Annotated in this window: 21 protein-coding genes, 1 tRNA gene and 1 riboswitch; of the genes, 9 read left to right on the top strand and 13 right to left on the bottom strand. The window is 76.1% G+C overall.

Annotated features, from left to right (window positions below; translation table 11 throughout):
* Positions 1-1401, bottom strand: a 1401-nt coding sequence (locus tag ADK60_RS13830) for a sensor histidine kinase (RefSeq protein ID WP_234371075.1), incomplete at its 3' end; no start/stop codon positions are given.
* A gap of 153 nt (positions 1402-1554) precedes the next feature.
* The gene (locus tag ADK60_RS13835) at positions 1555-4038 is read right to left on the bottom strand and encodes a SpoIIE family protein phosphatase (protein WP_159400429.1); all 2484 of its coding nucleotides are present in this window, start codon (positions 4036-4038) and stop codon (positions 1555-1557) included.
* Between the two features lie 190 nt (positions 4039-4228).
* Between ADK60_RS13835 and ADK60_RS13840 the strand changes: the two genes are divergently transcribed.
* Positions 4229-4302 (top strand) — tRNA-Ile (locus ADK60_RS13840).
* Positions 4303-4449: 147 nt separating this feature from the next.
* Here the strand turns inward: ADK60_RS13840 and ADK60_RS13845 are convergent.
* The 3 genes from ADK60_RS13845 to ADK60_RS13855 all read right to left on the bottom strand — a co-directional run bounded on the left by ADK60_RS13845 (position 4450) and on the right by ADK60_RS13855 (position 6341).
* Positions 4450-5016 carry a TetR/AcrR family transcriptional regulator gene (locus tag ADK60_RS13845; protein ID WP_053646037.1) on the bottom strand — a complete coding sequence of 189 codons (567 nt, stop codon included), beginning with the start codon at positions 5014-5016 and terminating at the stop codon, positions 4450-4452.
* A 77-nt stretch (positions 5017-5093) separates the two neighbouring features.
* Positions 5094-5921 carry an alpha/beta fold hydrolase gene (locus ADK60_RS13850; RefSeq protein WP_053646038.1) on the bottom strand — a complete coding sequence of 276 codons (828 nt, stop codon included), beginning with the start codon at positions 5919-5921 and terminating at the stop codon, positions 5094-5096.
* A 129-nt stretch (positions 5922-6050) separates the two neighbouring features.
* Complete coding sequence (locus ADK60_RS13855) at positions 6051-6341, bottom strand: YiaA/YiaB family inner membrane protein (RefSeq protein ID WP_045943908.1); 291 nt, start codon at positions 6339-6341, stop codon at positions 6051-6053.
* Between the two features lie 245 nt (positions 6342-6586).
* A riboswitch (cyclic di-AMP (ydaO/yuaA leader) is annotated at positions 6587-6757 on the top strand.
* A gap of 12 nt (positions 6758-6769) precedes the next feature.
* On the opposite strand from ADK60_RS13855, the gene ADK60_RS13860 reads away from it, so the two are divergent.
* Positions 6770-7639, top strand: a complete 870-nt coding sequence (locus ADK60_RS13860) for a M23 family metallopeptidase (protein ID WP_053646041.1) — start codon at positions 6770-6772, stop codon at positions 7637-7639.
* Positions 7640-7709: 70 nt separating this feature from the next.
* On the opposite strand, the gene ADK60_RS13865 is transcribed toward ADK60_RS13860, so the two are convergent.
* Positions 7710-8672 carry a hypothetical protein gene (locus tag ADK60_RS13865; protein WP_053646043.1) on the bottom strand — a complete coding sequence of 321 codons (963 nt, stop codon included), beginning with the start codon at positions 8670-8672 and terminating at the stop codon, positions 7710-7712.
* Positions 8673-8715: 43 nt separating this feature from the next.
* Here ADK60_RS13865 and ADK60_RS13870 point away from each other — a divergent pair, with 43 nt between their 5' ends.
* From ADK60_RS13870 to ADK60_RS13885, 4 genes are all read left to right on the top strand, one after another.
* Complete coding sequence (locus ADK60_RS13870) at positions 8716-9300, top strand: GNAT family N-acetyltransferase (protein ID WP_053646045.1); 585 nt, start codon at positions 8716-8718, stop codon at positions 9298-9300.
* A gap of 125 nt (positions 9301-9425) precedes the next feature.
* Positions 9426-10178 (top strand): sensor domain-containing protein, encoded by a 753-nt coding sequence (locus tag ADK60_RS13875; RefSeq protein WP_052709610.1) that lies wholly within the window; start codon positions 9426-9428, stop codon positions 10176-10178.
* A 132-nt stretch (positions 10179-10310) separates the two neighbouring features.
* Entirely contained in the window at positions 10311-11051 is a 741-nt protein-coding gene (locus ADK60_RS13880) for a hypothetical protein (protein WP_159400430.1), read from the top strand.
* A gap of 30 nt (positions 11052-11081) precedes the next feature.
* Positions 11082-11531, top strand: coding sequence for a GNAT family N-acetyltransferase (locus tag ADK60_RS13885; RefSeq protein WP_234371074.1), 450 nt, complete (start codon positions 11082-11084; stop codon positions 11529-11531).
* 61 nt (positions 11532-11592) lie between these two features.
* On the opposite strand, the gene ADK60_RS13890 is transcribed toward ADK60_RS13885, so the two are convergent.
* The 6 genes from ADK60_RS13890 to ADK60_RS13915 all read right to left on the bottom strand — a co-directional run bounded on the left by ADK60_RS13890 (position 11593) and on the right by ADK60_RS13915 (position 19650).
* Positions 11593-12741 carry a hypothetical protein gene (locus ADK60_RS13890; RefSeq protein WP_159400431.1) on the bottom strand — a complete coding sequence of 383 codons (1149 nt, stop codon included), beginning with the start codon at positions 12739-12741 and terminating at the stop codon, positions 11593-11595.
* A 405-nt stretch (positions 12742-13146) separates the two neighbouring features.
* A complete protein-coding gene (locus ADK60_RS13895; protein ID WP_052709608.1) occupies positions 13147-13941 on the bottom strand; it encodes a hypothetical protein in 795 nt (264 codons plus the stop codon).
* 375 nt (positions 13942-14316) lie between these two features.
* Entirely contained in the window at positions 14317-15741 is a 1425-nt protein-coding gene (locus ADK60_RS47610) for a PrsW family intramembrane metalloprotease (protein WP_053646052.1), read from the bottom strand.
* Positions 15742-15867: 126 nt separating this feature from the next.
* Positions 15868-16698 carry a tRNA (guanosine(46)-N7)-methyltransferase TrmB gene (trmB, locus tag ADK60_RS13905; RefSeq protein ID WP_045943897.1) on the bottom strand — a complete coding sequence of 277 codons (831 nt, stop codon included), beginning with the start codon at positions 16696-16698 and terminating at the stop codon, positions 15868-15870.
* A gap of 125 nt (positions 16699-16823) precedes the next feature.
* Entirely contained in the window at positions 16824-18062 is a 1239-nt protein-coding gene (gene lhgD, locus ADK60_RS13910) for an L-2-hydroxyglutarate dehydrogenase (protein WP_053646053.1), read from the bottom strand.
* A 160-nt stretch (positions 18063-18222) separates the two neighbouring features.
* On the bottom strand, positions 18223-19650 hold the full coding sequence (locus ADK60_RS13915) for an NsdA family TPR-like regulatory protein (protein ID WP_030398588.1): 1428 nt from the start codon (positions 19648-19650) through the stop codon (positions 18223-18225).
* 723 nt (positions 19651-20373) lie between these two features.
* On the opposite strand from ADK60_RS13915, the gene ADK60_RS47615 reads away from it, so the two are divergent.
* From ADK60_RS47615 to ADK60_RS13930, 3 genes are all read left to right on the top strand, one after another.
* Positions 20374-22668 (top strand): asparagine synthase-related protein, encoded by a 2295-nt coding sequence (locus ADK60_RS47615; protein WP_053646055.1) that lies wholly within the window; start codon positions 20374-20376, stop codon positions 22666-22668.
* A 144-nt stretch (positions 22669-22812) separates the two neighbouring features.
* Complete coding sequence (locus ADK60_RS13925) at positions 22813-23334, top strand: universal stress protein (protein ID WP_053646057.1); 522 nt, start codon at positions 22813-22815, stop codon at positions 23332-23334.
* An 80-nt stretch (positions 23335-23414) separates the two neighbouring features.
* Positions 23415-24119 carry a DsbA family oxidoreductase gene (locus tag ADK60_RS13930; RefSeq protein WP_053646059.1) on the top strand — a complete coding sequence of 235 codons (705 nt, stop codon included), beginning with the start codon at positions 23415-23417 and terminating at the stop codon, positions 24117-24119.
* Between the two features lie 49 nt (positions 24120-24168).
* On the opposite strand, the gene ADK60_RS13935 is transcribed toward ADK60_RS13930, so the two are convergent.
* On the bottom strand, positions 24169-24831 hold a 663-nt coding region (locus ADK60_RS13935), incomplete at its 5' end, for an NPCBM/NEW2 domain-containing protein (RefSeq protein WP_199839663.1).

The raw sequence follows: 24831 nt of genomic DNA on the forward strand, positions 1-24831 counted from the left end.
CGGCGGCGGGGTGGGGGCGGCGTTGGCGGCGTGCCGGGTGGCGGCGCGGCCGCGGCGGTGGCTCCGGCGGGGCAGCGGCGGCGGGGCGGTGTCCGGTGCGTCGCCGGCCGTCGGGTAGCCGGAGACGGGCGGGTACACGGGCGGGTAGCCGGTGGCCGTCGCGGGGTCGTACGGCGCCGGGTCGTCCAGGTCGTACGGGACCCCCTGCGCCGAGTGCGCCGAGTGCGGCGGGTACGGGGAGTGCGGTGCCTGCGGCGTGTACGGCGTGTACGGCGTGTACGGCTGGTAGGGCTGGTACGGGTCCTGGGGTACGTGCGGTGCGTGCGGCTCGTAGGGCGCGTGCGGGCGGTCCGCCGGGACGTCCGGGTACGCCGTCGCGGCGTCCGGGTACGCCGCCGGCTCGGGCAGGTCGGGCCAAGCCGGGGGGACGGCCCGACCCCGGGGCCCGGACCGCGCGGGCGCGGCCGATCCCCCGAACACCGCGTCGCCCCGGCCCAGGCCCGGCACGGTCGGCGGCAGCGGCTCGGTGAGCAGCGCGTTCGGCAGCAGCACCACGACCCGCACTCCACCGTACGGCGAGGGCGCGGAGCCGATCGTGACCCGGAACCCGTACTGCTCGGCGAGCCGGCCGACCGCCGCCAGGCCGAGCTGGGGCACCTCGCCGAGGCGGGAGACCTCCAGCGTGGACCCGCCGGCCAGGGCGTCGGCGGCCTTCTCGACGGCGGGTTCGGGCATCCCGACACCGCCGTCGTCGATCTCGATCACGGCCCCGTTGTGCACCGGCATCAGGGTGACGTACACCTGGGTGCTGGGCGGGGAGTAGCGGGTGGCGTTGTCCAGCAGTTCGGCCACGGCGTGGATCAGCGCCTCGGCGGCTGCGCCGACCACGGCGGTCTCGATCCGGCTGCGGATCATCACCCGCTGGAACGGCAGGATGCGCGACTGGGCGCCGCGCACGACGTCCTCCAGCGAGACCGGCTCGGGCCAGTGACGGCCGGCCCTGGCTCCGCAGAGCACGGCCAGCGTCTGGGCGAGGCGGGCCTGTTGGGCGGCCGCGTGGTCGGCCTTGAGCAGGCCCTCCAGCAGGGTCGGGTCGTCGTGGGTGCGCTCCATCTCGTCCAGCAGGGCCTGCTGGTCGTGCGCCATGACGAGGATCCGGCGGGCCACGCTGAGGAAGGCCCGCTGGGTGGAGGCGTTGAGTTCGTGGTCCTGCTGGGCGGCGGCCAGTTCGGTGCCGCGGCGGGAGAGTTCGGCCGAGAGCTGTTCCCGGAGGCGGGTGATCTCGTGCTCCTGCTGGGTGACCCGACGGCGCTGGGTGGCGGATACCGCGCGGTAGCGGGCGGCGGCCACCAGGGCGAGAGCGGCGAGCACGCCTGTTGCCGTTGCGCACCACTGAGTCATCGTCACGCGGCGAATTCTAGGGCGATGATCCTATGAAGGTGCGACCGGATCTCGCCAGGTGACCGGATCTCATCGATATCCCGTCAATACCGCGCCGGTCCGCACTGGTTCGGATGCGATCGGACTGTCCGTGGGCAGTCGACCGGTGTCCCGTCAGCCCCGCTGGTGCACAGCCGACAGGCGGTGCAACAGCAGCAACGCGACGTCGTCCGGACGCGAACGCCGCTCGGTCACGTTCAGGGTGAGCAGATCGGCCAGCTTTTCCAGGTCCGGCCCCGGCTCGACCCGGACCGGCCCGGCGTTGCGCGCCCACAGCTCCAGCCCGCCGAGCATCCGGTGCACCGACTCGTCGTAGTCCTCCTCGCGGTCCTCCACCAGGCCGTCGGTGTAGGCGAGCAGCGTCTCGCCGGGCGGCAGGTACTCGACCGCCAGCGGGTACGGCCGCTCGGGGGCCACGCCCAGCGGCGGGCCGCCGGGCAGGTCCAGCTCCACCGCCCGGGCGTCCGCGGTGACCCGGACCGGCGCCGGGTGCCCGGCGCGGGCCGCCCGCAGGGTGCCGTCGGCCGGGTCGAGGGTCAGGTACAGGCAGGTGGCGAACAGCTCGGTGTCCAGCTCGGTCAGCAGCCGGCTGGTCCGGGCGAGTGTGGCGGCCGGGTCGTGCCCGTCGGTCGCGTACGCCCGCAGTCCGCTGCGCAACTGCCCCATCACCGCCGTGGCCTCGGCGTTGTGGCCCTGGACGTCCCCGATCACCAGCCCGATCCGGCCGTCCGGCAGCCGCAGCAGGTCGTACCAGTCGCCGCCGATCTGCATGCCCTCGGTGCTCGGCAGGTAGCGGGCGGCGCTGGCGATCCCGGGCAGTCGGGGCAGGGTGCGCGGCAGCATCGCGCGCTGCAGCTCGGTCGCCCGGTGGTGGTGGGTGTCGTAGAGCCGGGCCCGCTCCAGCGACTGGGCCAGGATGCCCGCGAACGAGGAGTAGAGGGTGCGGTCCTCGCGCCCGAACGCGCGCTCGGTGGCGAAGGTGATCAGACAGGAGCCGACCTGCCGGCCGGAGGCGATCAGGGGCAGCACCGCCCACGCGGCCGGGGCGAGCGGACTGCCGGTCCCGCCGCCCTCTCCACTGCCCTCCCCGCTGCCTGTCCCGCCACCGGACCCGCCGGCGGCTCCCACCGGCTGCTCCGGACCGCGTCCGTGCCCGCGCCTGCGCCGGGCCGGCTCGCTGAACAGCGGGGCCGACCGGGCCAGGGCGCGCTGCATCACGCCCTCCGAGAGGTCGGCCAGCCGGGTCAGCTCGGTGCGCCGCTCGCCCCCGTAGACGGTGTGCGAGACGGGCAGCAGCCGGCCCTCGTCGACCAGGTCCAGCACGATGCCCGCCGCTCCGAAGGCCGGCCGGCAGATGTCGGTGACGGCCGTGGTGACGTCCCGGACGGTGACCGCCCGGGACAGTGCCCGGGTGAGCGCCAGCAGCAGCGCCGACCGGGCCCCGGCGGCGGAGGCGCCCTCGGCGCTGCCGGCGGGCTCCTCGCCCGGGGCGGACGGGGCCGGGGACCGCCTGCCGGGCGGTCCTTCCCCGGGCGGGCGTTCGCCGGGGGCCCGGCCGTGGTCGAGGTCGGCGATCAGGCCGGCGATCCGCACCGGGCGGCGGTGCACGTCCAGCATCACCTCGCCGGTCTCCTCGATCCGGATCACCCCGCCGCGCCGGCGCGGCACCCGGTAGCGGATCCGGTACGGGCCGCCGGTGGCGAGCGCCTCGGCCATGGCGGCCTGGACGTCCGGGAGGTCCTCGGGGTGGACCACGAGGTCCAGGGTGGGCGCGGGGGAGGTGCCGCCGCCCTCCGGCGCCGGCCGGCCGACCAGCCGGAGGGCCTGGGCGTCCCAGTGGGTCTCGCCGGTGACCAGGTCGCGCTCGAAGGCCCCGTGCCCGGAGGCCCGGACGGCGAGCGAGAGCATCGAGTGGGCCGTCGCGGTGGCCGGATCGCCGGCGCCGGCGCACGAGCCGGAGCGCACCCCGTCCGCCGCACCCCGGTCCGAGCGACCCTCGTGCCCCGAGTGCTCCCCGCGTCCCGAGTCCTCCCCGTGCCCCGGGTGTCCCGCGGTCCGGTCCGGTCCGCCGACTGCCCCGGTGCCGGCCCTGGCGTGCTCCAGCAGGTACCCGAGCCGGTGCCCGCAGGCGTCCGCGAGGGTCTCCAGCACGTCCAGGTCGCGCCGGGGGACGGTCCCCCGATGGGCGAGCGCCAGGGCGAGGACGCCCAGCGGCCGCGTGTCGACGACCATCGGCAGGGTGGCGACGGCGACCATCCCGGTGCCCATCCCGGCGTTCCGGTTCGGATAGTCGGCGCTGGTGCGTTCGGGGCTCAGCAGATAGGGGCGGCGCAGCCGCAGTGCCATCGCGGCGGGCAGGTCCCCGGCCGGATCGACCACGCTGTAGCGCTCGTGGGCCCAGTCGGGCAGGCCGTGGGAGGCCGTGAGCCGGAGCATCCCGGTGGAGTCCAGCAGGTAGAGCGCCGAGCCCTCACCGGTGATCCAGCTCGGGCCCTCGGCGAGGACGGTGCCGAGCAGTTCGGTGGCGCCGGTGCAGCCCAGCAATAAGCGGACGCAGCGCATGGCACTGCGCGCGGTGGGGCTGCTGCGCGGGTCCACGGGATGGCCGGCCTCTCGGGTGCCTTATGGGGCAGTTAATTCTTAATACCTTATTTCTTAATCCGGTGAGGGGAGAGTCGAACGGTGTGCCCCGGGGCGGCCGGGCCGCCTGATGTGCGTGGGTCCCCGCCGGGTCCGGTACCCTTCTCCGTACGACGTGCCGCCCCCGGGGTGGCGGGTCGTACGGCGCGGGGCTATAGCTCAGACGGTTAGAGCGCTTCCCTGATAAGGAAGAGGCCACAGGTTCAAGTCCTGTTAGCCCCACACCAGTCCGAAGGGCCCGGAGCAGCATGCTCCGGGCCCTTCGGCGTTCCCGCCCCTGCCTGCACCGTCTCGGCCGGTGCCTCCGCCGGCTCCGGGCCCGTTCGCGCTCGTCCGGTGCCCGTCTGCGCCCGTCCGCCCCGTCCGGGCTCAGCGGGGCCAGCCGCGCAGCCCGGCGGTCAGTACGGTGATCATCCGCTCCTGGGTCTCCCCGAGGTCCTCGGCGAGCTGGAAGGCGCCGGCCGTCGACAGCGCGGCGAAGCCGTGGGCCAGCGAGCGGAAGGTGCGGGCCGCGTGGATCGCCTCGGAGCCCTCCAGCCCGTACCCGCGGAGCACCGCGACGATCACCCCGACCAGTCGGGCGGCCGCGGTGGTCAGGTCCTCGTCCGGCCGCGGGGCCTGCGGCAGCGCGGCGTACCGGTGCGGGCGCTCGGTGGCGTACGCGTGGTAGGCCCGCAGGACGGCGGCGACCGCCTCGTCCCCGCTCCGGCCGAGCGCCGCCTCGGCGAGCCGGTCGGCCAGCTCCTCGGTGACCCGGACGGCGATCAGCCGGCGCAGTTCGGTCAGTCCGCCGCTGACGTGCTTGTAGAGGGACGGGGTGGCGACCTTGGCGCGGGCGGCGACGGCGGCCAGGGTGAGGGCCTCGGGGCCCTGCTCGTCGACGATGGCGAGGGCGTGGTCGACGACCTGCTCGGGGGTGAGTCCGACTCGGGGCATCGCGGGTCTCCTGGTGGGTGTGGTGGGTCGGCGGACGGGGGCGGCGGCGGGCGGGACGGCGCGGACGGCGCGCGGCCTCAGGCCAGCTCGGCGAGGAAGCCCAGCAGGGCGTCGGCGGTGGCCTCCGGGTGGTCGGCCATCGGGTAGTGCCCGGCGCCCTCGACCATCACCTTGCGCGCCCCGAGCGCGGCGGCCTGCCGGTCGGCGACCAGCTCCGGGTCACCGAAGTCGGGGTCCTTGGAACCCATCACCACCAGCGCCGGGCAGCGCACGGCCGAGGTCCAGCCGACGGGCGAGGCGTCGCCGCGGACATGGCCGCGGGTGGCGGTCCGCCGGCCCGGGGTGCGCAGCGCGGAGACCAGCCCGGCCACGTACTCCTCGTGGTCGGCGGGCTTGGGGCCGGGGAAGGCGGCCTTGCGCAGGTAGAGCCCCCAGAACGCGGGCGAGCGCACCACCAGGGCGCCCATCGCGCGGACCACCGCCCGCTGCAGGGCGGTCGGCGGCACGTTCTCGATGAAGGCGTCCAGCAGGACGATCCCGGCGACCCGCCCGGGGGCGTCCCCGGCGGCCCTGACCACGCTGGCGCCGGTGTAGGAGCTGCCCGCCAGCACGGCCCGGTCGATGCCCAGGTGGTCCAGCAGGGCGAGGACGTCGCCGGCGATCGCGGCGGGGGAGTAGTCCTCCCAGAGGATCGAGGACTCGCCGAAGCCGCGCAGGTCCATGGTGATCACCCGGCGGCCGGCGGCGGTCAGCAGCGGGCGCAGGTGGCGGTACGCGGCCCGGCTGTCGAGCATCCCGGGGAGCAGGACGACGGGGGCGCCGTCGCCGTGCCCGGTGTCGTCGAAGGCGATCCGGCCACCGGGAAGGTCGAGGTAGCGGGTGGCGGGGGCGATGGTGCCGTTCATGGGAGCCTCCTCGGGGCGGGTCTTCGGCGAGCGCTGATAGCCATAAAGCTAAGGCTAATAGCCTTAGCCGTCAAGCTCTCTCGGGCGGTGGTCCGCGCCCGGGCCGGCCGGCCCCCTCCGCCCCGCCGGTCAGACTCCCTCCACCTTGAACGGGTCGTGCTCGGTCAGCAGCTTGTCCAGCCGGGCCTGGTCGACCCTGGTGACGAGGTCGGTGGTCTCCTGCCGGTCCCGGACCACCTTGGCCAGGGTGAATGCGGAGGTGACCGTCCAGAGCAGGCCGACGGCGAGGAAGGCCCTGGTCCACGGTTCGACCGGGAGGAAGGCGATCCCGAAGCCGAGGGCGGTGCCGGAGAGGGCGAAGGACAGGACGGCCTGGATGTAGTAGGCGGCGGTGGTGCGTGACTGCATCGGTGCGCTCATGGCGCCCAGAATGGCCGCGCGATTCCGGCCGCACATGAGTAGTCGTACTCAGATGGGACCCCGTTCGTTGACGTCCTCTCACGTTCGGTAGTGTCAGCTGTCATCAAACGTCACAAAACGCCCATCCAGCCGCGTAGCGTCCGATCCGTGTCCGGTCGTCACCAACGGATGGCTTGGAATCGAGGGACTCTCGGATTAACGTTTGATAACGCAGCGCGGTCCGCAACGCCGTACCCAGACGGCACCGTGCGCCGTCGCCTAATCCCGCCGGCCGGCCTCCGGGCAGGTCATGGGAGCCGGGGAACCATGTTCCTTGGGGTGAATCGGTCGGGCCAGGGCACCGCCCAGGCTCAGCCGTAGGAGACCTTCCTGCTCCGAACCCGTCAGCTAACCCGGTAGGCGCGAAGGAAGGAAAGGAGCGCGCCTCCGTGGCGTCGACGCACACCCAGGCACACCCGGCCGGGTCCTCCACCGGCACCCAGCTGCTCGACCATCCGGGCCCGTTCGCCGGCCACGGCCCCTTCGGCGGCCCCGCCGACGAGAGCGCCCCGCCGGCCGCCGACACCAGCCGGCACCGGATGCCCCGTCAGACCCGCGGCACCGCGCCGCTGCTCGGCGTCACCGCCGTCGCCGCCACCCTGGGCGCGACCGGCTTCGCCTCCGCCACCCCCGCCGCCGCGCCCGCCGTGGAGACCCCCGACGAGACCCCGGTCGCGCTCTCCGCCGACCCCGGCCTCGCGCTCGCCGCCCGGATCCAGCAGCAGGCCGACAGCCAGCGCACCGCGGCCGAGGAGACCGCCCGGGTCCAGGCCGCGCAGGAGGCCGAGGCCAAGCGTGCCGCCCAGGTCGCCCAGCAGGAGCAGGCCAGGCGCACCGCCGAGGAGGCCGAGAAGGCCAAGCTCGCGGCCATCAAGCTGCCGGTGCGCGACTACCGGCTCTCCGCCCACTACGGCCAGAGCGCGCGCTACTGGGCCCACCTGCACACCGGCCTGGACTTCGCCGCCGACCAGGGCGAACCCGTCTACGCGGTCGGCCAGGGCACCATCACCTCGGCCGGCTGGGCCGGCGCCTACGGCTACCGGATCGTCGAGACCCTGCCCGACGGCACCGAGATCTGGTACTGCCACCTCTCCTCGATCATCAAGGGCTCCGGCAAGGTCCTCCCCGGCCAGCAGATCGGCAAGGTCGGCGCGACCGGCAACGTCACCGGCGCCCACCTGCACGTCGAGGTCCGCCCCGGCGGCGGCGCCCCGGTCGACCCGGAGACCTGGTTCGAGCAGCGCGGCGTCACCCCCTGACCCCGCCTCCCCCCGAACAGCACGAGGGGCCCCGGCCGCACCGGCCGGGGCCCCTCGCCGTGTGCCGGGCCTACTCCGGCGCCCGCTCGTCGCCGTCCGTCGGCTCCTCGGCCTCCGCCGGCCACTCCCCGTCCGCCGGCTCCGCCTCCTCCTCCGCCCAGGCCGCGTCCAGCCCGGCCAGATAGGCGTCGATCTCCGCCGGCCCCGGCTCCGGCGCCAGCTCCGGGAACTCCGCCACCAGCAGCTCCGGCAGCCCCGGCACCGTCCAGGTGCCGGCCAGCTCCAGCGCCACCAGCGCCGCCGCCTCCTCGAACGCCCCGAAGTCCCCGGCGAGCTCCTCCGGCATCGGCCGGCCCAGCGCCGTCAGCTCGGCCAGGTTCCGGTAGCTGCGCCGCATCAGCCCCTGCTCCAGCAGCCGTCGCGCGCCGTCCGTGGCCATCCCGACCGCCAGGGTCCGGCCGCCGGCCTCCCAGCCCCCGTCGTCCACCGGGTCCAGCACGCCGTCCGCCTCCAGCGCCGCGAACGCCGCCAGCCGCTCCTCCTCCGGCAGCTCCCGGAACCCCTCCAGCCAGGCCCGCACCGCCTCCCCGTCGGCGGTGTCCACCCCGGCCGCGCGCAGCAGCAGGGTGTACAGCCGGGGCCAGGTCACCAGGTCCGCCCGGCGCAGCAGCCCGGCCGCGACCTCGCCCTGCCACTCGGCCTCCGCGTGCAGCCGCTCCTGCCGCTTGGCGTTCAGCCGCTTCGCCGCCCGCCGGTGGTCGATCAGCAGCCGCACCGCAGCGCCGTACGCCAGCGGGTCCTGGCCCGGCTCCGGCTGGACGTACAGGTACAGGCGCTCGTACAGCAGGTGCTCCACCGCGGCGGAGGTCGGTTCGGGCCAGCCGTCGTGCATCCTGCCCTCGCCCAGCTCCAACAGCGCCAGCACCGCTCGCAGCGGGCTCTCGGCGACCGGCTCCCGGCCCTCCGCCTCCGCCCAGGCGAGCAGCTCGGCGGCCTTGGTGCGCGGGGCGAGCCGCAGGTCTTCGTCTTCCATAACCACGAACCGTAACCGCTGGTCGCGGGTAGGGTCGGGAGCCATGGTCCCCGTTCGACTCACCGGCCCCCGGCTTGCCGTTCGCGAGTTCCACCACACCCCCGAGGACGTGGCCGCGCTGCACGCCGTGTTCGGCGACCCGGAGGCCACCCGCTACCTCCCGTTCGCCCCGCGCGACCTGGAGACCTGCGCCGACCAGGTCGCCCAGTTCGTCGAGGAGGCCGAGAAGGAGCACCGGGAGGTCTACCGGCTCGCCGTCACCCGCCGTGCCGACGCCGACGACCCGGCCCGCGCCGTCCCGATCGGCAACGCCGCGCTCGGGCTCGTCCCGTACGGGGCCGCCACGATCGGCTACGCGCTGCGCCGCGACGTCTGGGGTTCCGGCTACGCGGGCGAGCTGGTCGCCCTGCTGCGCGACTTCGCCTTCGGCCCGCTCGGCGTGCACCGGCTGGAGGCCCGGGTGGACGTCGACAACGCCGCCTCGATCCGGGTACTGGTGCGGGCGGGCTTCCGGCTGGAGGGACGGGTCCGGCACGACTACCGGGGCCCGGACGGCTGGCGCGACGCCCAGCAGTACGCCCTGCTCGCCGACGACCCGCCGGCCGGGAGCGCCGTAAAGGGGGGATAACCCCACCCCCGGTTCGCCGGGGAACCGGATGTCCGGCGGACCCGCGTTTTGACAGGCTTCAGAGGTCGGCGGGAGACGCCCGACGAGTCCGAACCGCGACCGACCCGAGGGACCGTGACCCGGCCATGAGCACCCACACCATGCAGCGCAGCGAGCACGAGGCGTACGACGGCCGCACCGGGTACGCCAAGGACGACGCCGACGACCACCGACCCGGCGCCGTCCACCGCACCGAGGAGCCGCCGTACGCCTGGCGGGCCCCGTTCAGCTCCTACTTCTACCGGGAGGTCGGCTACACGCTGACCGGTCTGCCGATGGCGATCGTCGGCTTCGTCACCGCCGTGACGCTGTTCTCGCTGGGCCTCGGCACCTTCGTGACGGTGCTCGGCCTGCCGATCCTGGCCGGTCTGACCACCGCGGCCCGGGGCTTCGGCCGGCTGGAGCGGGCCCGGGTCCGCGGCCTGCTGGCCCTGGACGTCCCCGGGCCGGAGCCGGTCCGGCCCCGCCCCGGCTTCTGGGGCGCCATCACCGCCCGGCTGGCGGACGCAGCCGGCTGGAAGGCCGTGCTGTACCAGGTGGTGATGTTCCCGTGGGCGATCCTCAGCATGACGCTGTCGCTGGTCTTCCTCTGCGTCGGCTGGACGCTCGCGCTCTACCCCGTCTACCACTGGGTGTTCCCGCGTTACACGGACTGGCCCGGCTACCGGCTCTTCGACTTCACCAACGGGTCCGGCCATCACGTCTACTACATCGAGTCGCCGCTGCAGATCGCGGGCGTCTGCCTGGTCGGCCTGCTGTTCCTCTTCGTCACCCCGCAGCTGGTGCGCGGTCTGACCGACGTCAACCGGCTCGCCGCCCGGGGCCTGCTCGGCCGCTGAACCGCCGACCCACCGACCCGACCCCACTGCCCGTCCCCGCCCCGTCTCCTCCCCGTCCCGTCCCCGGCCGGCCGATCCTCGGCCGGCCGTCTGCGGATGCGGCCCCCGGCGGGCCGTGTTCGGATGGCCGCGATGGCCGACCGAACCTCCCCCGCCCCGGCCGCCGCCCTGGTGACCTCCCGTCCGCTGGACGAGTACTGCGGCCTCTTCGGCCTCACCCGGGCCGCGCTCGCCGCCCTCCGGGGCCCGCTGCTCGACTGCCCCGGCGGAGCCGCCGCCCTGGCCGCCGAGGCCCGCACGCTCGGTTGCCGGGTCATCGCCACCGACCCGGTGTACGCCCGGCCCACCGACGAGATCGCGGCCCGCGCGCTGGCCGCCCGGACGGCCATGGCCGCCGCGATGGACGCCCGTCCCGAGCTCTACCCGCCCCGCCGCCACCGCCCGCCCGAGCGCTACCTGCGCAGCTGGGACCGGGCCCGCCGGCTCTTCGCGGCCGACCGCGCGGCCCACCCCGGGCAGTACGTCGCCGCCGCGCTGCCCCGGCTCCCGTTCGCGGACGGCACCTTCGCCCTCACCCTCAGCGGCTACCTGGTGTTCGCCTATCCCGCGCTCTTCGGGCCCGAGCGGCAGCTGGCCGCGCTGACCGAGCTGGTCCGGGTCACCGCGCCCACCGGCGAGGTCCGGGTCCATCCGCTGTTCGACGGCACGGGCCGCCGGGCCGGCCACCTCGACACCGTCCGGCACCGGCTCGGCGAGCGCCGGATCGCCAGCGAGATCCGGATCCTCCCACCGGCTACCGAGGGCGGCCGCCCCCGCCGGATGCTCGTGCTGCGCCGGGCCGGCCGTCCGGAGCGGCAAACCGGTAATGGTTGAAATGCCAGTTCATCCCTATACTCGGAGCCCGTGACCGAGATCCTGATCATGCCGGCCGCGGCCACGGACGCCGACCGGCTCACCGCCCTGATCCATGACTGCTCCGCCTACCGCGGGGCGTACGCGCAGATGATCGCCGGGTACCGGGTCACCCCCGAGTACCTCGCCCGGCACGAGGTCCACCTCGCCGTGCGTGCCGCCGACGGCGACCTGCTCGGCTTCTACGCGCTGATCACCGAACCGGCCGAGCTCGACCTGATGTTCGTCGCCGACCTGGCCCAGGGCCTCGGCGTCGGCCGCCGGCTCATCGCCCACCTGCTCGACCGGGCCCGCGCCCTCGGCCTCGGCGGCGGTATCCGGGTGGTCTCCCACCCGCCGGCGGAGGCCTTCTACCTGCGGATGGGCGCCGAACGGGTCGGCACCTTCCCGGCCCGCCCGCCGATCGGCTGGGACCGGCCGGAACTCCGCTTCGCCCTCTGAGCCGCGTCGGGTCCCGCCAGGTCCTGCGGCCGGCTTCCGGGTCGGCCCGGCACCCGCCGTCTCAGGCCCGCGGTTCCCCGGCCTCCGCCACCGGTGCGTCCGTCCCCTTCCCGGCGCCCGCCCCGTTCCCGCCCGCCGCCGGCCCGCCCTGCTGCTGCGGCAGGAACACCACCGGCTCCAGCCGGGAGAGGATCTTCTCCGCCAGCCAGCTGCGGTCCGAGCCGTAGGGGATCCCGTCCGGCGCCATCAGCCGGCCCGCCACCGCCTCCCGCAGCCGTGGGGTCTCCTCGGCCGGCAGCCGGGACAGCAGCCCGCGCGCCGCCAGCAGCGCGTGGTACTGCTCGAACCCGGAGCGCGGGTGCTCGATCGCCTCCAGCACGCTCGGCAGGTCGCCCAATGCCGGATCGCCCTGCATCAGCGCCAGCGCCTGGACCCGCCGTCCCTCCGAGCCGTCCGCGAACAGCTCCCGCACCTGCGCGGCCGTCAGCGCCGAACGCCGGGCCGTCGACCGGACCTCGGCCACCAGCCCCTCCGACCCGCCCGCGGGGTCCGTCGGCAGCATCGACCCGGGCAGGTCGTCGGGCTTGCCGGTGCTGGTGCCCACCAGGCCCAGGTGCTGCATCGCCCGCATCCGCAGGTCGTCCGCGCCGACCCGGTCGCCCTTGCGGTCCCGGTCCTGCCCGGCCAGGAAGAGGTCCAGCGCCCGGTCCGCGTCCGAGAGCACCCGGGGCAGCGCCAGCCGGGTCAGCAGCCAGCCGGCCAGGAAGCCGAGCAGCACGAAGTAGAGGACGAGCGCGGCGGCGAACGGCGAGGCGTCCGCGCCCCCGCCGAGGACCGGGGCGAGGGTCGAGCCGAGCTGGTCGAGCCGCTCGCCGATCGAGCCGAGCTGGGTCAGGCCCACGCCCAGCAGCACCTTGGTGAGCCAGTCCGAGACCTGTTCGAGGTTGGTGTTGGGCACGTAGGAGCCGTGCGGTTCGGCGCCCGCCGCACCGGCGCGTACCCGGGGCACCCCGAACAGGAACCCCAGCGCCCCGCCGACCAGGGTCGCCGCGCAGGCCACCACGAGTCCGCCGCCGAGCGCCTGCCACGGGTGCGGCCGCCCCAGCGAGAACAGCACCAGCCCCAGCAGGCCCACGCCCGGCAGCGCTCCGACCGCGGCCCGTCGAGCCGTCCGCACCGCCGCCGTACCGCCGGTCCGCCGTGTCGCCATCGCCCACACCCCCAGTGCCCGCACCCCGCCCCTGCGGAGCGCGCGCCGACTCTAGGCGCCGGCTCCGTGCCGGGGCCAGCCGACTCCTAGCGGGGATGCCCTCCGGGCGGTCGCGGAAACCCGCCCGGGAACGCAGACGGCCCGCGGGCTGCTCCTCGGTGCCGGACCCGCGAGGGGCCTGGCGCCGAGGCACCGTGGATGTACCGGTGAGCCCGCGGGCCGGGTGACTGCTGGGAATTTCGCCTGCCGGGGACCATGGGCCCCACCCTGCACAGGCAAGGGCGGCTCTAGCGAGCAGCCACCTCACACATCCTGATGGAACTCAACTCAGGATCACCTCCTTTCAGTGTGCCGCCACTTTAGGCAGCGCCCCGGAGGGAGGGCAACGGATTTATCGCCGCCGGATCAGGCGGCCTGCACCTTGTCCTTGAACAGCGAGTAGTCGATCACCTGGTCGGCCGGCGGGGCCTGGACGGTCAGCGCCTTGTCGATGTCGGTGAAGTCCATCTGGCCGCCGCCCTTGCCGCTCTTCTCGATCCGCAGCGGGTACGGCTTGCCCTCGGTGGCGACGTGCAGGGTGACCTCGCCGCCGGAGCTGTTCTTCGACTTGACGCTGAAGGTCTTCGCGCCGTTGACGGTGCCGGCCGAGCCCTTGGTGATGTTGGTGGCCTTGCTGTCGTCGCCGGCGCCGAAGGTCTTGGTGAGCTCCTTCAGGTTGCAGGCGGTGGTGAGCTCCTTCATGTCCGGGTCGTCCTGCGCGCCGCCGATCCAGCGGCCCTTGAGGAGTTCGACGACCTGGGGGTTCTTCCCCTCGGTGGCGCTGGTCAGGAACGCCGTGTCGGGCTTCAGGTAGACCTGCTTGCCGTCGCCGAGGAGCTCGAACTTGCCCGTGCCCGGCAGGCTCAGGGTGCCCTTGCACTGGCCCTTGGTGTCCACCGCCAGGTCGACGGCGACCTGGTCGCTGTCCTTGTTGACGGTGCCCACGACCTTGACCGAGGTGGCGCCGGCCAGGGCGTCCTTGGCCTGCTGCTGGATCTCCTCGGCGGTGAGCTTCTCGGTGTCCAGCCCCGGCGCGGCGGCGGCCTTGCCGGCAGCGGCCTTGTCGGCGGCGGCGGGCTTGTCGTTGTCGCCGCAGGCGGTCGCCCCGGCCACGAGCAGCAGGCCGATCGCGGTGGTGCTGGCAAGGCGCTTCGACAGCATGAGTGTGTGTCCTAACTCGGCGCGACGGTCCGCATCCGAAGGAGTCGTCTTTTCCCTCAGTATGATCGTCGGCCCCGGCGGGTCGATCTTGCCCCTGGGTGCTGTTACCGCTCCGTGGCAGGACCGTGGCCCGGAGCGGACGCCCGCCGTCCGGACCGCCGACGCCGCGGGCCGCCGCCGGGCCGCCCGCGGTCAAGGGCCCGGGAACGCGCCTGCCCCGGGGAACGACGAAGGCCCGGAGGACGAGTCCTCCGGGCCTTCGTTGCTACTGAGTAGCGGGGACAGGATTTGAACCTGCGACCTCTGGGTTATGAGCCCAGCGGCGTCGGTGAACACAACAATACGGGGAGATCGCCCGGATGGGAAATCCGTTCCTCACGGGCCCCCGGCAGGCCCCCCGAGCCACCCTCCGAGCCGGGCGGCGAAGCGCCGTCCGAGGCGGGCGGCGGTCCGCAGGCCGGCCCGGGCCCGCGGCGTCGGCGGCCCGGCCCGTCCGGGGTGCCGGGCGGCCCGTGACCGGGCCCAGGCGGAGAAGCAGACCAGCGCCGCGAAGCAGGGCACCATCAGCACCGCGTACACCAGCAGGAAGCCGTGGGTGCCGAGGTCGGCGGCGGCGTTCCAGGTCCCGTGCAGGGCCATCGACAGGACCAGCCCGGTCGGCGCCGCCAGCCGGGCCAGCCGGCGGCGCCCGGTGGTGAGGGTGACCGCCAGGCCGAGCCCGGTCAGCGCGGTGAACAGCGGATGGGCGAACGGCGAGAGCAGGCCGCGCAGGACGAAGGTCTGCACGGTGCTGTCGAAGTCCCGCAGGCTGGGCGCCTCGCCGAGGCCGATGCTGTCCAGCCGCTGCTGCTGGTCGTCGGTGAACGCCCGCCCCAGGTAGAGCGCGTTCTCGGTGAAGGCGAAGCCGCAGGCGGTGATCCCGCCGAGGACCACCCCGGCGGCCAGGGTGCGCGGCCGGGACCTGGCCCGCCGGTGGCCGGTGGGCGGCCGTCCGCCGGGGCCCGCGGCGGGTGCGGCCGGCGGGTGCGGCAGCGGGCGCGGGTAGGGGCGCAGCCGCAGCCGGCCGCGGGCGTGCGGTCCGGCGAGCCGGCGCTCGTACCCGCGCGGCTGCCGGGGTCCCGGCAGCCGGCGCAGCACGTCGGCGCAGGGGCGGCCGCCGGGCCCGGCCGGGCAGCGCAGCCGTCGGCCGATCGGCAGCAGCAGGACGAGCAGGGCGGCGCCCTTGGCGCTCTCCTCGATCACCGGGGTGACCAGGTCGGCGCCCAGCGCCTCGCCGAGGCTGCCCTGGTGGGTGCTCAGATAGGTGCTGGTCCAGCCGTTGGCGAGGATGGCCACGGTGGTGGCGGCGCAGGCGCCCCAGCCGAGGCAGAACACGGTGTGCCGCAGCGGCACCCGGGCGGTCTGGTTGAGCCAGGCGAGCCCGCCGAGCACGAAGGGCAGCGGGACCATCGCCAGCCCGAGGCCGACCAGCAGTCCGGCGGTGCCGGTCTGGCGGCGGACCAGGTGGAGGATCAGCACCCCGCAGCCGGCCAGGGTCAGTACGGCCGTCGCGGTCACCGCGGAGAAGGCGGCCGGGCGCAGTGTGCGGCGGCCGCCGGGGGCCGGTCCGGGCGCCGTCGGGCCGTCCCGGCGCGTGCCGGGGTCCTGGGGGTCGGCGCGGCCCGGCCGGGGCACGAACCGCTGGGCCCGGCGCCTCCGCGGCCCCGGGATGGTCCGGGTGTCGGCGGTGGGCGTGGGCGTCTCTCGGTCGTCGGCGGCCCGCACGGTGATGTGGTACCCATCGCCGGACGGGGTGCTCACCCGGCACAGGGTAGGCCAAGCCGCCGGGCGGCCGGGCGGAGTCGGGGGGAACCGTCCGCCCCGGACGCGCCCGCCGGCGGCGTCGGGGCCCGTGCGGGCGCGCCGGGTCGAACGCCCGGCGCGGCGTCAGCGGCGGCGGAACAGCAGGTCGTGCACCACGTGGCCCTTGGCGATGCCGGCCCGTTCGAACTTGGTGACCGGGCGCCAGTCCGGTCGCGGCGCGTAACCCGGGACGGAGCCGTCCGGGTGGTCCGCCGGTTCGGTCCAGCCGGTGCCGTCACCCTCGGGGTGGAGGTTCTCCAGCTCCGGGGAGGCGGACAGCACGGCGAGCATCTGCTCGGCGTAGGGCTCCCAGTCGGTGGCGCAGTGCACCAGCGCGCCGGGTGCCAGCCGGGGGAGGACCAGGTCCAGGAAGGACGGCTGGACCAGCCGCCGCTTGTGGTGCTTCGGCTTGGGCCACGGGTCGGCGAAGTAGACCCGCAGACCGGCCAGCGAGGCGTCCTGGAGCATGTCGCGCAGCAGGATCACGGCGTCACCGGCGGCGGGGCGGACGTTGGTGCTGCCGTCGCGCTCCAGCATGCCGAGCAGGTTGCCGTGGCCGGGGGTGTGGACGTCGGCGGCCAGGATGCCCATGGCGGGGTCGGCGGCGGCCATCGCGGCGGTGGTCTCGCCCATGCCGAAGCCGATCTCCAGGGTGACCGGCAGGCCGTCGAAGAGCGTGGGCAGGTCGAGCGGGGTGCCGTCGATCGCGATGCCGTAGGTCTCCCAGCTCCGGTCCAGTGCGCCCGCCTGGGCGTTGGTCATCCGGCCCCGGCGCGGCTGGAAGCTGCGGATGCGCCGCTCGCTGTGCTGGGCCTCGGTGGCCTTGTGCGGGTACATCGGCGCCGGGTAGGCGGCGGGGGCCGCGGAGAGCCGGGCGGAGGGCGAGGGCTGGGGGATCGGGGCGGTGGCAGTCACAATCAACCGAGTCTACGGGGCCGCCGGGCGGGGGCCGGGGGCGCTGTGACGGGCCCCACGTCCGCCGCCGCGGCCGGCCGGGCCCGCCCTCACCGTCCGCGCGGGCCCGCCCCCGCGGGCCGTCCTCACCGTCCGCCCGCGTCCAGTGCGGCGAGCGCCCGGCGGGCCACCTCCCGGCCGATCGGCAGCGAGGCCGTCGCGGCCGGGGAGGGCGCGTTCAGCACGTGCACCAGGCGGCGGGTGGAGCGCGGGTCGTCGGGGTCGAAGCCGGCGAAGGCGAAGTCGTCCAGCAGCGAGCCGTCCCTGGCGACCGCCTGGGCGCGGACCCCGGCGGTGGCCCGGACCAGGTCGGCCGGGACGACGGCCGGCAGCAGCCGTTGGACGGCCGAGGTGAACGCCCGCTTGGACAGCGAGCGGTGCAGCTCGCCCACCTCGTAGCGCCAGTGCCGGCGGGCGATCCGCCAGGTGCCGGGGAAGGCCGCGGTGCCGGCCAGGTCGCGGGCGCGGACGGTGCGCCAGTCGTAGCCCTCGCGGGCCAGCGCGGGCACCGCGTTCGGGCCGACGTGCACATCGCCGTGCACGCCCCGGGTCAGGTGGACGCCCAGGAACGGGAACGCCGGGTCGGGCACGGGGTAGACCAGTCCGCGGACCAGCTCCCGGCGCTCCTTGACCAGTTCGTAGTACTCGCCGCGGAAGGGCACGATCCGCAGGCCGGGGTCGTCGCCCGCCAGCCGGGCGATCCGGTCGCTGTGCAGGCCCGCGCAGTTCACCAGGACCTGGCAGCGGAGCTCCCCGGTCGAGGTCTGCACGGTGACGCCGTCGGCCCGTCGGGCGATCGCACGCAGTTCGGTGCCGGTGCGGATCTCCGCCCCGGCCTCGCGGGCGAGGCGCGCGTAGGTGGCGGCGACGGCGGGGAAGTCGCAGATGCCGGTGCTCCCGATGTGCAGGCCGGCGACACCGGTGACCTGCGGCTCGTACTCGGCGATGCCCCGGCGGTCCAGTTCGGTGACCGGGATGCCGTTGGCCCGGCCGCGTTCGGCCAGCGCGCGCAGCCGGTCGAGTTCGGCCGGCCCGGTGGCGACGATCAGCTTGCCGGTGACCTCGTGCGGGATGCCGTGGGTACGGCAGAACTCCACCATCTCGGCGGCGCCGGCCACCGCGTACCTGGCCTTGAGCGAGCCCGGCCGGTAGTAGACGCCGCTGTGGATCACCCCGCTGTTGCGGCCGGTCTGGTGGGCGGCCAGGCCGGGTTCCTTCTCCAGCAGGGTGAGCCGGAGTCCGGGGCGGGCGCCCGTCAGCGCGTGGGCCGTGGCCAGCCCGACGATCCCGCCCCCCACCACCAGTACGTCGACGTCGTACCGCACGGCCCGCTCCTCGCCTCGTCCGACCGCCCCCGTCCGTCCGCGATGCTGCCACGACGGCGGGGGCCGGTCGAGGGGGCCCGGGGGCGTTTCGGCCGGGCGACGCCGGGGGCTCGCGGTGTCCGTCAGGGGTTCGCCCGGAGTCCGGCGGGGGTGCCGCCGGTCAGGCCGGGGCGACGATCACCGCGCGGGCGCGTTCGGTCAGGTCGCGGACCCGGCGCTCGCCCTGGAAGGGCTCCAGCCGGCGCAGCATCTCCACCACGTACTCGCGGCTGCGCTGGGAGGAGATCCGCCCGGCCACGTCGACGGCGCGCTCGCCGGCCGCGACCGCCGCGTCCAGGTTGCCCGCCTCGGCCTCGGCCATCGCGGAGACCACCAGCCGCAGGCCGTGCGAGCGCACGAACCCCTCGGTGGGGCGGGCCAGCGCCTCCCGGGTGAACTGGCGGACCTTGGAGGGCACCCCGAGGTCGCGGAAGCACTCGGCGGCGTCCGCGGCGAGCCGGTCGTAGGCGTAGAAGTCGATCCACGCCGGATCGGGATCCCCGGCGCGCGCCCGCTCCAGCGCGCTCTCCGCCGCCCCGAGCGCCGTCGCGCACGCCGCCGCGTTCCGGGCCTTGGCCTGGGCCCGGGCCTCGACCAGGTGGAAGAAGCTCATCGTCCGGGCGGTGGCCAGGCCCCGGTTGCGCTCCAGCGCGGCCTGGGCGAGGTCCACGGCCTCCTCGGCGAAGCCCCGGTAGCCGGCCTGCAGGCTCATCGAGGCCAGCACATAGCCCCCGAGCGGGACGTCCGCGGCGGCCCGGGCGAGCCGCAGGGCCTGGATGTAGTAGCGCTGGGCGGCCTCGTGCTGTCCGGTGTCGAAGGCCATCCACCCGGCCAGCCGGGTGAGTTCGGCCGTCGCGCCGAACAGCGCCCGGCCCACCGCGTCGCTGTACGAGGCGAGCAGCAGCGGCGCCGCCTCGACCCGCAGGCACTCCGGCACCATCGACGAACGCCAGTCCCCGCCGCCGTACTTGGAGTCCCAGCGGCGGGCCTCCTGGGCGGCCTCGCGGAGTTTGGCGGCGTCCGAGTGGCCGACCCGGTACGAGCCCGACTCGGCCGGGGCGCGCGGCAGTTCTCGTGCCACCGAGCCGTCGGCCGGGTTGATCAGCCAGCGCGAGACCGGGGTCGCGTAGGCGGCGACCGAGAAGGTGCCGGCCAGGCTGTCGCTCCAGCGGCCGCCGCCGGGACCGCGGCGCAGGTCGAGGTCGACCCGCCAGAGGTCGGTGGCGGACCGGACCGCGTCGGGGACCTCGCGCGGGAAGGCCAGGCCGAGTTCGGGCGCCGGGTCGGTGTCGCCGAGGCCGATCTCCTCCAGCGGCACGGGCCGGCCGAGCTTGCCGCCGATCGCGGTGGCGATCAGGTGCGGCACGGGGCCCTGCGGCACCATGCCCTTGCTGACCCAGCGGGCCACCGAGGTCTTGTCGTACCGGAGCGTCAACCCGCGCTGCGCGCCGAGGTCGTTGACCCGGCGGGCCAGACCCGCGTTGCTGATCTGCGCCAGGGTCAGGAGCGTGCCGAGCCGTTCGTTCGGTCCTCGTGGGCTGACGGTCATGGTGGCGGCGGCACCTCCTGCGGCCTTGTGCGCGGGGCCCGGGCGGCACCGGGCCGAAGCTGCTGTACCTAGAGTAGTCGGACGCGTTCCGAGGGTTAAGAGGCCGCATTCCGGATGGCGGGATCGCGCGCCCGGCGCCGGGCGGCGGGCGGGTCGCGAAGTTGGCCAGGACCGCCGGGATCCGGCCGCCCGGCGGTCTCCCGGCGGCGCGCCGGAGCGCCGTGCTCCGGTCCCGTGTCGATGTGCGCCCGGCCGTGCCCCCTGGCCCGACCGGCTGGTCGGCGATTCGCTGGTGGTCGTGGGTCGGCCCGCCGTCGAGGACCCGGCGGGCCGGGGGATGCCGCCGCCTTCATCCCCGCGGGCGGCGGCGACGTCCGGGAGGGCATGCGGATGCCCTCCCGGGCCGAGCGACGCCTTTCGGCCATCTCGCGATGGCCATGACAGGGCGACCCACGGGGCGGTCCGGGCCGGGGAGGGGAAGGCCCGGGCCGCTCCGGTGGAACGGCTCGTCCGGGTGTTCGAAACCCCGCACCGTCACCGCCGTACGCCCGGCGTGGTCCGGCGGACCCGCCCTACGGCAACAGCCCCGCCCGCGCACCGGAAACGACAACTCCGGTCACCGGACGCACAACCGGTGGCACCATGTCCTCTGACGGCGCGCCGGACGCGGGCTGCGGATCCGGACCCGCCGAGCGGTGCAGATCCTCGTCCGGTGGAGGCGCGATGCGGTGGCTGACGGGCTGGTGCACGGGCGCGCCCCGGCCGGGCGCACCGGCGCACGAGCCGCCCGGAGCCGTGGCCCCGATCGCCGCGCGCACCCTGTGGACCGGTCCCGACCCGCTCTGGGCGGTCGGCGACTGGAGGCCCGAGGAGATCCGTCTGGCCACCCTGCGGCCCGGGGCCGCCGCCGTGGTCACCACCGGAGCCACCGCGCCCGACCCCTTCGAGGCGAGCCCCGCCACCCTCCGGCTCGCCGTGCTCGGCCACTGCGGCGCCACCGACGCCGAACTCGCCGCCGGCCTGGCCGCCGCCCGCGGCGGCGCCGTCCGCCACCTCACCGGCTGGCCCGGCAGCTACACCGTGGTGCTGCGCAGCGGCACCCGCTCCACCGTGCTGCTCACCGACCTGGCCGGGGCCCGGCCGGTCTTCCACACCCCCTGGGGCGACGGCACCGCGTACGCCACGGCGGCCCTGCCGCTCGCCGACCTGGTCGGGGCACCGCTGGACACCGGCCACCTGGCCGCCCGGCTCGCCTGCCCCGAGGCGCCCGAGGCGCTCGGCACCGGCACCCCCTACCTCGGGGTGCGGCGGGTGCCGCCCGGGCACGCGCTCGCGGTCCGCGGCGGGCGGCCGTACCTCACGGGGTACGACGGGCCGGGCGCCGAGGGGGTGCCGGGGCGCGGCGAGGCGGCGGCGGTCCGGGAGCTGACCCGGGCGCTGCTGGAGTCGGTCCGGTTCCGGGTCCGCACCAGCCCGGCCGGTCCGGCCCCGCTGCCGGCCGGTCCGTCCGGGCGGGCCAGGCTCGGGGTCGACCTCTCCTACGGGACGGCCTCCGCCACCGTCGCGCTGCTCGCCGCCGCGGTGCCGCCCGCCGCCGGACCGGCCGGTCCGGCTGGCCCGGCCGGCGCGGTGGCACCCTATCCGTCCGGGCCTTACCGGGCCGTCCCGGCGCAGACCGGACCGCCGCCCGAGGAGTCCGGCTCCGGGTCGGACGCCACGCCCGGGTCCGGATCCGGATCCGCCCCCGGGTCCGCCGGCCCGGCCCGGACCGGGGCGGTGAAGGGCTCCTGGGCCCGCGCCGCCGCCCGGCCGCGCACCGCTTCCGAACCCGTCGCCGCCGTCACCTTCGGCGAGGCCACCGGGACCGCCCCCGCCGTCCCGGTGCTCGCCCCGGACGTCCCGCGACTGCGCCGCACCGTGCTCGCCCCCGGCCCCGACACCCTCCCGTACGCGGACCTGCGCGCCGATCCGACCGCCGGGCCGCTCACCGACGAGCCCGGTCCCGAACTGGTCACCGCGGCCTGGGCCGAGGCCCGGTTCGGGGCGGGCGGCACCGACCACCTCACCGGCCACGGCGCCCGGCAGGTCCTGGACGGGCACCCGGCCCGGCTGGCCGACCTGGTCCGGGCCGGCCGCTCCCGCGAACTCCTCTCCCCGGTGGCCGCGCTGGCGGGCGCCGACCGGGCGGCCGCCGGCGTCCTGACCGGCGCGCTGCGGACCCCGCTCACCGTGCTGCGCGCCGCCCACCGGCTGGCCCGGATCCGCTACCCGGACGCGCTCGACGACGCCGCCGTGCGGCTGACCCTCCGCCGGACGCCCGACGGCGCCGGCACGGCCGGAGCGCGCTCGGCGGACGACCTCGCCTGGGTGGTCCCGGGGCCCGCCGCCCGCTGGCTGTCCGACGAGGCGCTCTCCGCGGTCGCACTGCGGCTGCGGCTGGCGGCGCGCGAACCGGCGCCCGGGGACAACCCCGGCGCGTACCGGGCCCGGCACGCCCTGCACCGGCACGCGCGCGGCTTCCGCACGCTGGTGCACGCCACCGAACAGCCGGGCCAGCGCCTGCACGCGCCCTTCCTCGACAACCAGGTGGTGCGGGCCGCCCGGCTGCTCCCGGACGAGGTCCGGCTCCAGCCCGGCGCCCGGCACGCGCTGCTGCACGCCGTGCTGGCCGGCGCCGGCCGCACCGACCTGCCGCCCGACTGGGGCCGCGGCCCGCGCCCCGACCGCGCCCTCGCCGTCCGGGCGGGCCTGCGGCTCGCCGCCGACGGCCTGGCCGAACTCTTCGACGCGCCGCTGCTCGCCGAGGCCGGGCTGATCGACCTCCCCGCCGTCCGGGCCGCGCTCGACCGCGCCGCCGACCCGGCGGCCCCGCTGTCGCCCGCCGCCCTGGCGGGTCTCGCCGACCTGGTCGCCACCGAGCTCTGGCTCCGCCGCGTCCGCGCCCGCCGCCACGGCGCCTGCTGGACCGGCCTCCCGCACCCCGTCCACCCCGCCCTGTCCCCGCCCCGCCTCTCCTGACCCCGGCGCGGCCGCCCGACCCCGCGCACCCGCGCGGCCCCGCTCCCGGCGCTCCCGAGGCTCCCGGCGCGGCTCGGGCACGGGGCGGCACCGGGCGGCGATCATGGCGAGCATCCCGTCCCCTTCCCCCGCCCGGAGGCCGTGGTGACCAGTGCCGGTCCCGACCCGTCCGTCCCCGTCGTGCTCTCGGTGCTCGGGCGGCTCCCGACGAACCGCCCGCCCGGGGTGCTCGCGGCCTGCGACGGCTCGGACGGCTCGCTCTGGGCTCTGGACCGGGCGATGACCGAGGCCGAGGCCCACGGCCTGCCGCTGTACGTGCTCGCCGTCGTCAACCCGGCGCCCACCGGCTACCCGCCGGGGATGGCCGAACTGGTCCAGGAGAGCGTGGAGACCCTGGTCGAGTCGATGGCGGACGGCCTGCGCCGAGCGGTGGTGGCCGTCCAGCGGGCCCGCGCCCACCCCTGCACCGCCGAGATGTCCCTGCACGTGGTGCTCGGCAATGTGATCGAGGTCCTGCTCGCCTCCTCGGCCCGGCAGCACACCGTGGTGGCCGGCACCCGGGGCAACGGCGGCTTCGCCCGGCTCCTGCTGGGCTCGGTCAGCGGCGCCCTGGTCCACCACGCGGCCTGCCCGGTCCTGATCGTCCCCGCCCCTCCGGAGGCCTGAGCGAACGCCGGGAATGTCCCGAGATGGTTCATCGTTCATCCATCTCGGACCCCGTCCCCACCCCCTCTGGAGCCCCCGTCATGAAGGTCGAGATCTACTCCGACATCGCCTGCCCCTGGTGCTACATCGGCAAGCGCCGCTTCGAGCAGGCGCTCGACGGCTTCGCGGGCAAGGAGAACGTCGAGGTGGTCTACCGGCCGTACCAGCTGGTGCCGGACGCCCCGGCCACGGCCAGCCCGCACCGTGAGTGGCTGGCCGAGCGTTACGGACCGCAGTCCGTCGCGATGGACGCCCGGGTCGCCGAGCTGGGCCGGGCCGAGGGCATCGGCTACGACTTCGACGCCGCCCTGCACGCCAACACCTTCCTCGGGCACCGGCTGCTGCACCTCGCCGAGACCGAGTACGGCGCGGCCGTCCAGGGCCGGCTCAAGGAGGCCCTGCTCAAGGCGCACTTCAGCGACGGCGTGGACGTCGGCGACCGCACCGCGCTCACCGAGGTCGCCGTCGCCGCGGGCCTGGACCGCGACCGGGTGACGGCCTACCTGGCCGGCGAGGAGGGCGCCGACGAGGTGCGCGCCCAGCTGGCCGAGGCCCGCGAGATCGGCATCACCGCCGTGCCGACCTTCGTCTTCGAGGGCAAGTGGGCCGTCCAGGGCGGCCAGGAGGCCGAGACCTTCCGCCAGGTGCTGGAGCAGGTCGCCACCGAGATCGGCGAGCGCCGGCCGGCCCCGGTGCAGGTCGCCCCGGCCGGCGAGGCGTGCGCGGACGGCTCCTGCGCCGTCTGACCCGGAGGCCCGCCCCGCACCGGGCGGACCTCCGCTCCTGGGGCCCGCTTCAGACGCACCTGAAGCGGGCCTCGGCCCAGTCGGCGATGTTCAGCGCCGACCAGATGCCGTTCGCCGGCGCCACCACCAGCCGGATCGAGGTCTGCCCGCCGAGCGGCACATGGACCGGCACCGCCGGGTCGCCCGCCCGCAGCGTGCGCGAGCTCCACAGCGTCCGCCCGTCGCCGCCCTGGACCGAGAAGACCACCCCGCCGACGGCGAGGGTCAGGTCGTCCATCCCGGCCACCGCGTCGAAGGACGTGCAGCTCCGGTTGAGGTCGACCACCGTGGCCGCGGGCGCGTGCACGCTGATGCCGTGCCGGTGCTCGGCGCCGGCGACCGAGACGCTCTCCCGCTGCCAGAACCAGTCGCTGCCGTTCTCCCGGATGCTCGGCCGCGGCGGCGGCACCCGGTTGTGCGACGACCTGACCACCGGCAGGTCGTCGGCCCAGAAGTCGGTCGGCGCTGGCGGGGTCGGGACGGCCGTGGGCGGCTGGGTCGGCAGGCTCGGCGTCACGGTGGGCGTCGGCACCACCACCTCGGGCACGGGCGGCAGCGGCACCTCGGGCGTCGGCACCGGCGGCGGGGTCGGCACCGGCACGGCCGGGACGGTCGCGGGCGGCGTCGGGGCGGGCGTCGGGGTGGGCGTCGGGGTCGGCGTGGGCTTCGGGGG

It is taken from the genome of Streptomyces sp. XY431 (assembly GCF_001279805.1).
GTDB classification, from domain to species: Bacteria; Actinomycetota; Actinomycetes; order Streptomycetales; family Streptomycetaceae; genus Kitasatospora; species Kitasatospora purpeofusca.

Excerpts from the sequence above, each read along its gene's own strand:
- ADK60_RS13845 (WP_053646037.1), bottom strand. The coding sequence starts at position 5,016 with ATGCCCCGAGTCGGACTCACCCCCGAGCAGGTCGTCGACCACGCCCTC.
- ADK60_RS13850 (WP_053646038.1), bottom strand. The coding sequence starts at position 5,921 with ATGAACGGCACCATCGCCCCCGCCACCCGCTACCTCGACCTTCCCGGT.
- ADK60_RS13855 (WP_045943908.1), bottom strand. The coding sequence starts at position 6,341 with ATGAGCGCACCGATGCAGTCACGCACCACCGCCGCCTACTACATCCAG.
- ADK60_RS13865 (WP_053646043.1), bottom strand. The coding sequence starts at position 8,672 with ATGGAAGACGAAGACCTGCGGCTCGCCCCGCGCACCAAGGCCGCCGAG.
- ADK60_RS13870 (WP_053646045.1), top strand. The coding sequence starts at position 8,716 with ATGGTCCCCGTTCGACTCACCGGCCCCCGGCTTGCCGTTCGCGAGTTC.
- ADK60_RS13875 (WP_052709610.1), top strand. The coding sequence starts at position 9,426 with ATGAGCACCCACACCATGCAGCGCAGCGAGCACGAGGCGTACGACGGC.
- ADK60_RS13880 (WP_159400430.1), top strand. The coding sequence starts at position 10,311 with ATGGCCGACCGAACCTCCCCCGCCCCGGCCGCCGCCCTGGTGACCTCC.
- ADK60_RS13890 (WP_159400431.1), bottom strand. The coding sequence starts at position 12,741 with ATGGCGACACGGCGGACCGGCGGTACGGCGGCGGTGCGGACGGCTCGA.
- ADK60_RS13895 (WP_052709608.1), bottom strand. The coding sequence starts at position 13,941 with ATGCTGTCGAAGCGCCTTGCCAGCACCACCGCGATCGGCCTGCTGCTC.
- ADK60_RS13915 (WP_030398588.1), bottom strand. The coding sequence starts at position 19,650 with ATGACCGTCAGCCCACGAGGACCGAACGAACGGCTCGGCACGCTCCTG.
- ADK60_RS47615 (WP_053646055.1), top strand. The coding sequence starts at position 20,374 with ATGCGGTGGCTGACGGGCTGGTGCACGGGCGCGCCCCGGCCGGGCGCA.
- ADK60_RS13930 (WP_053646059.1), top strand. The coding sequence starts at position 23,415 with ATGAAGGTCGAGATCTACTCCGACATCGCCTGCCCCTGGTGCTACATC.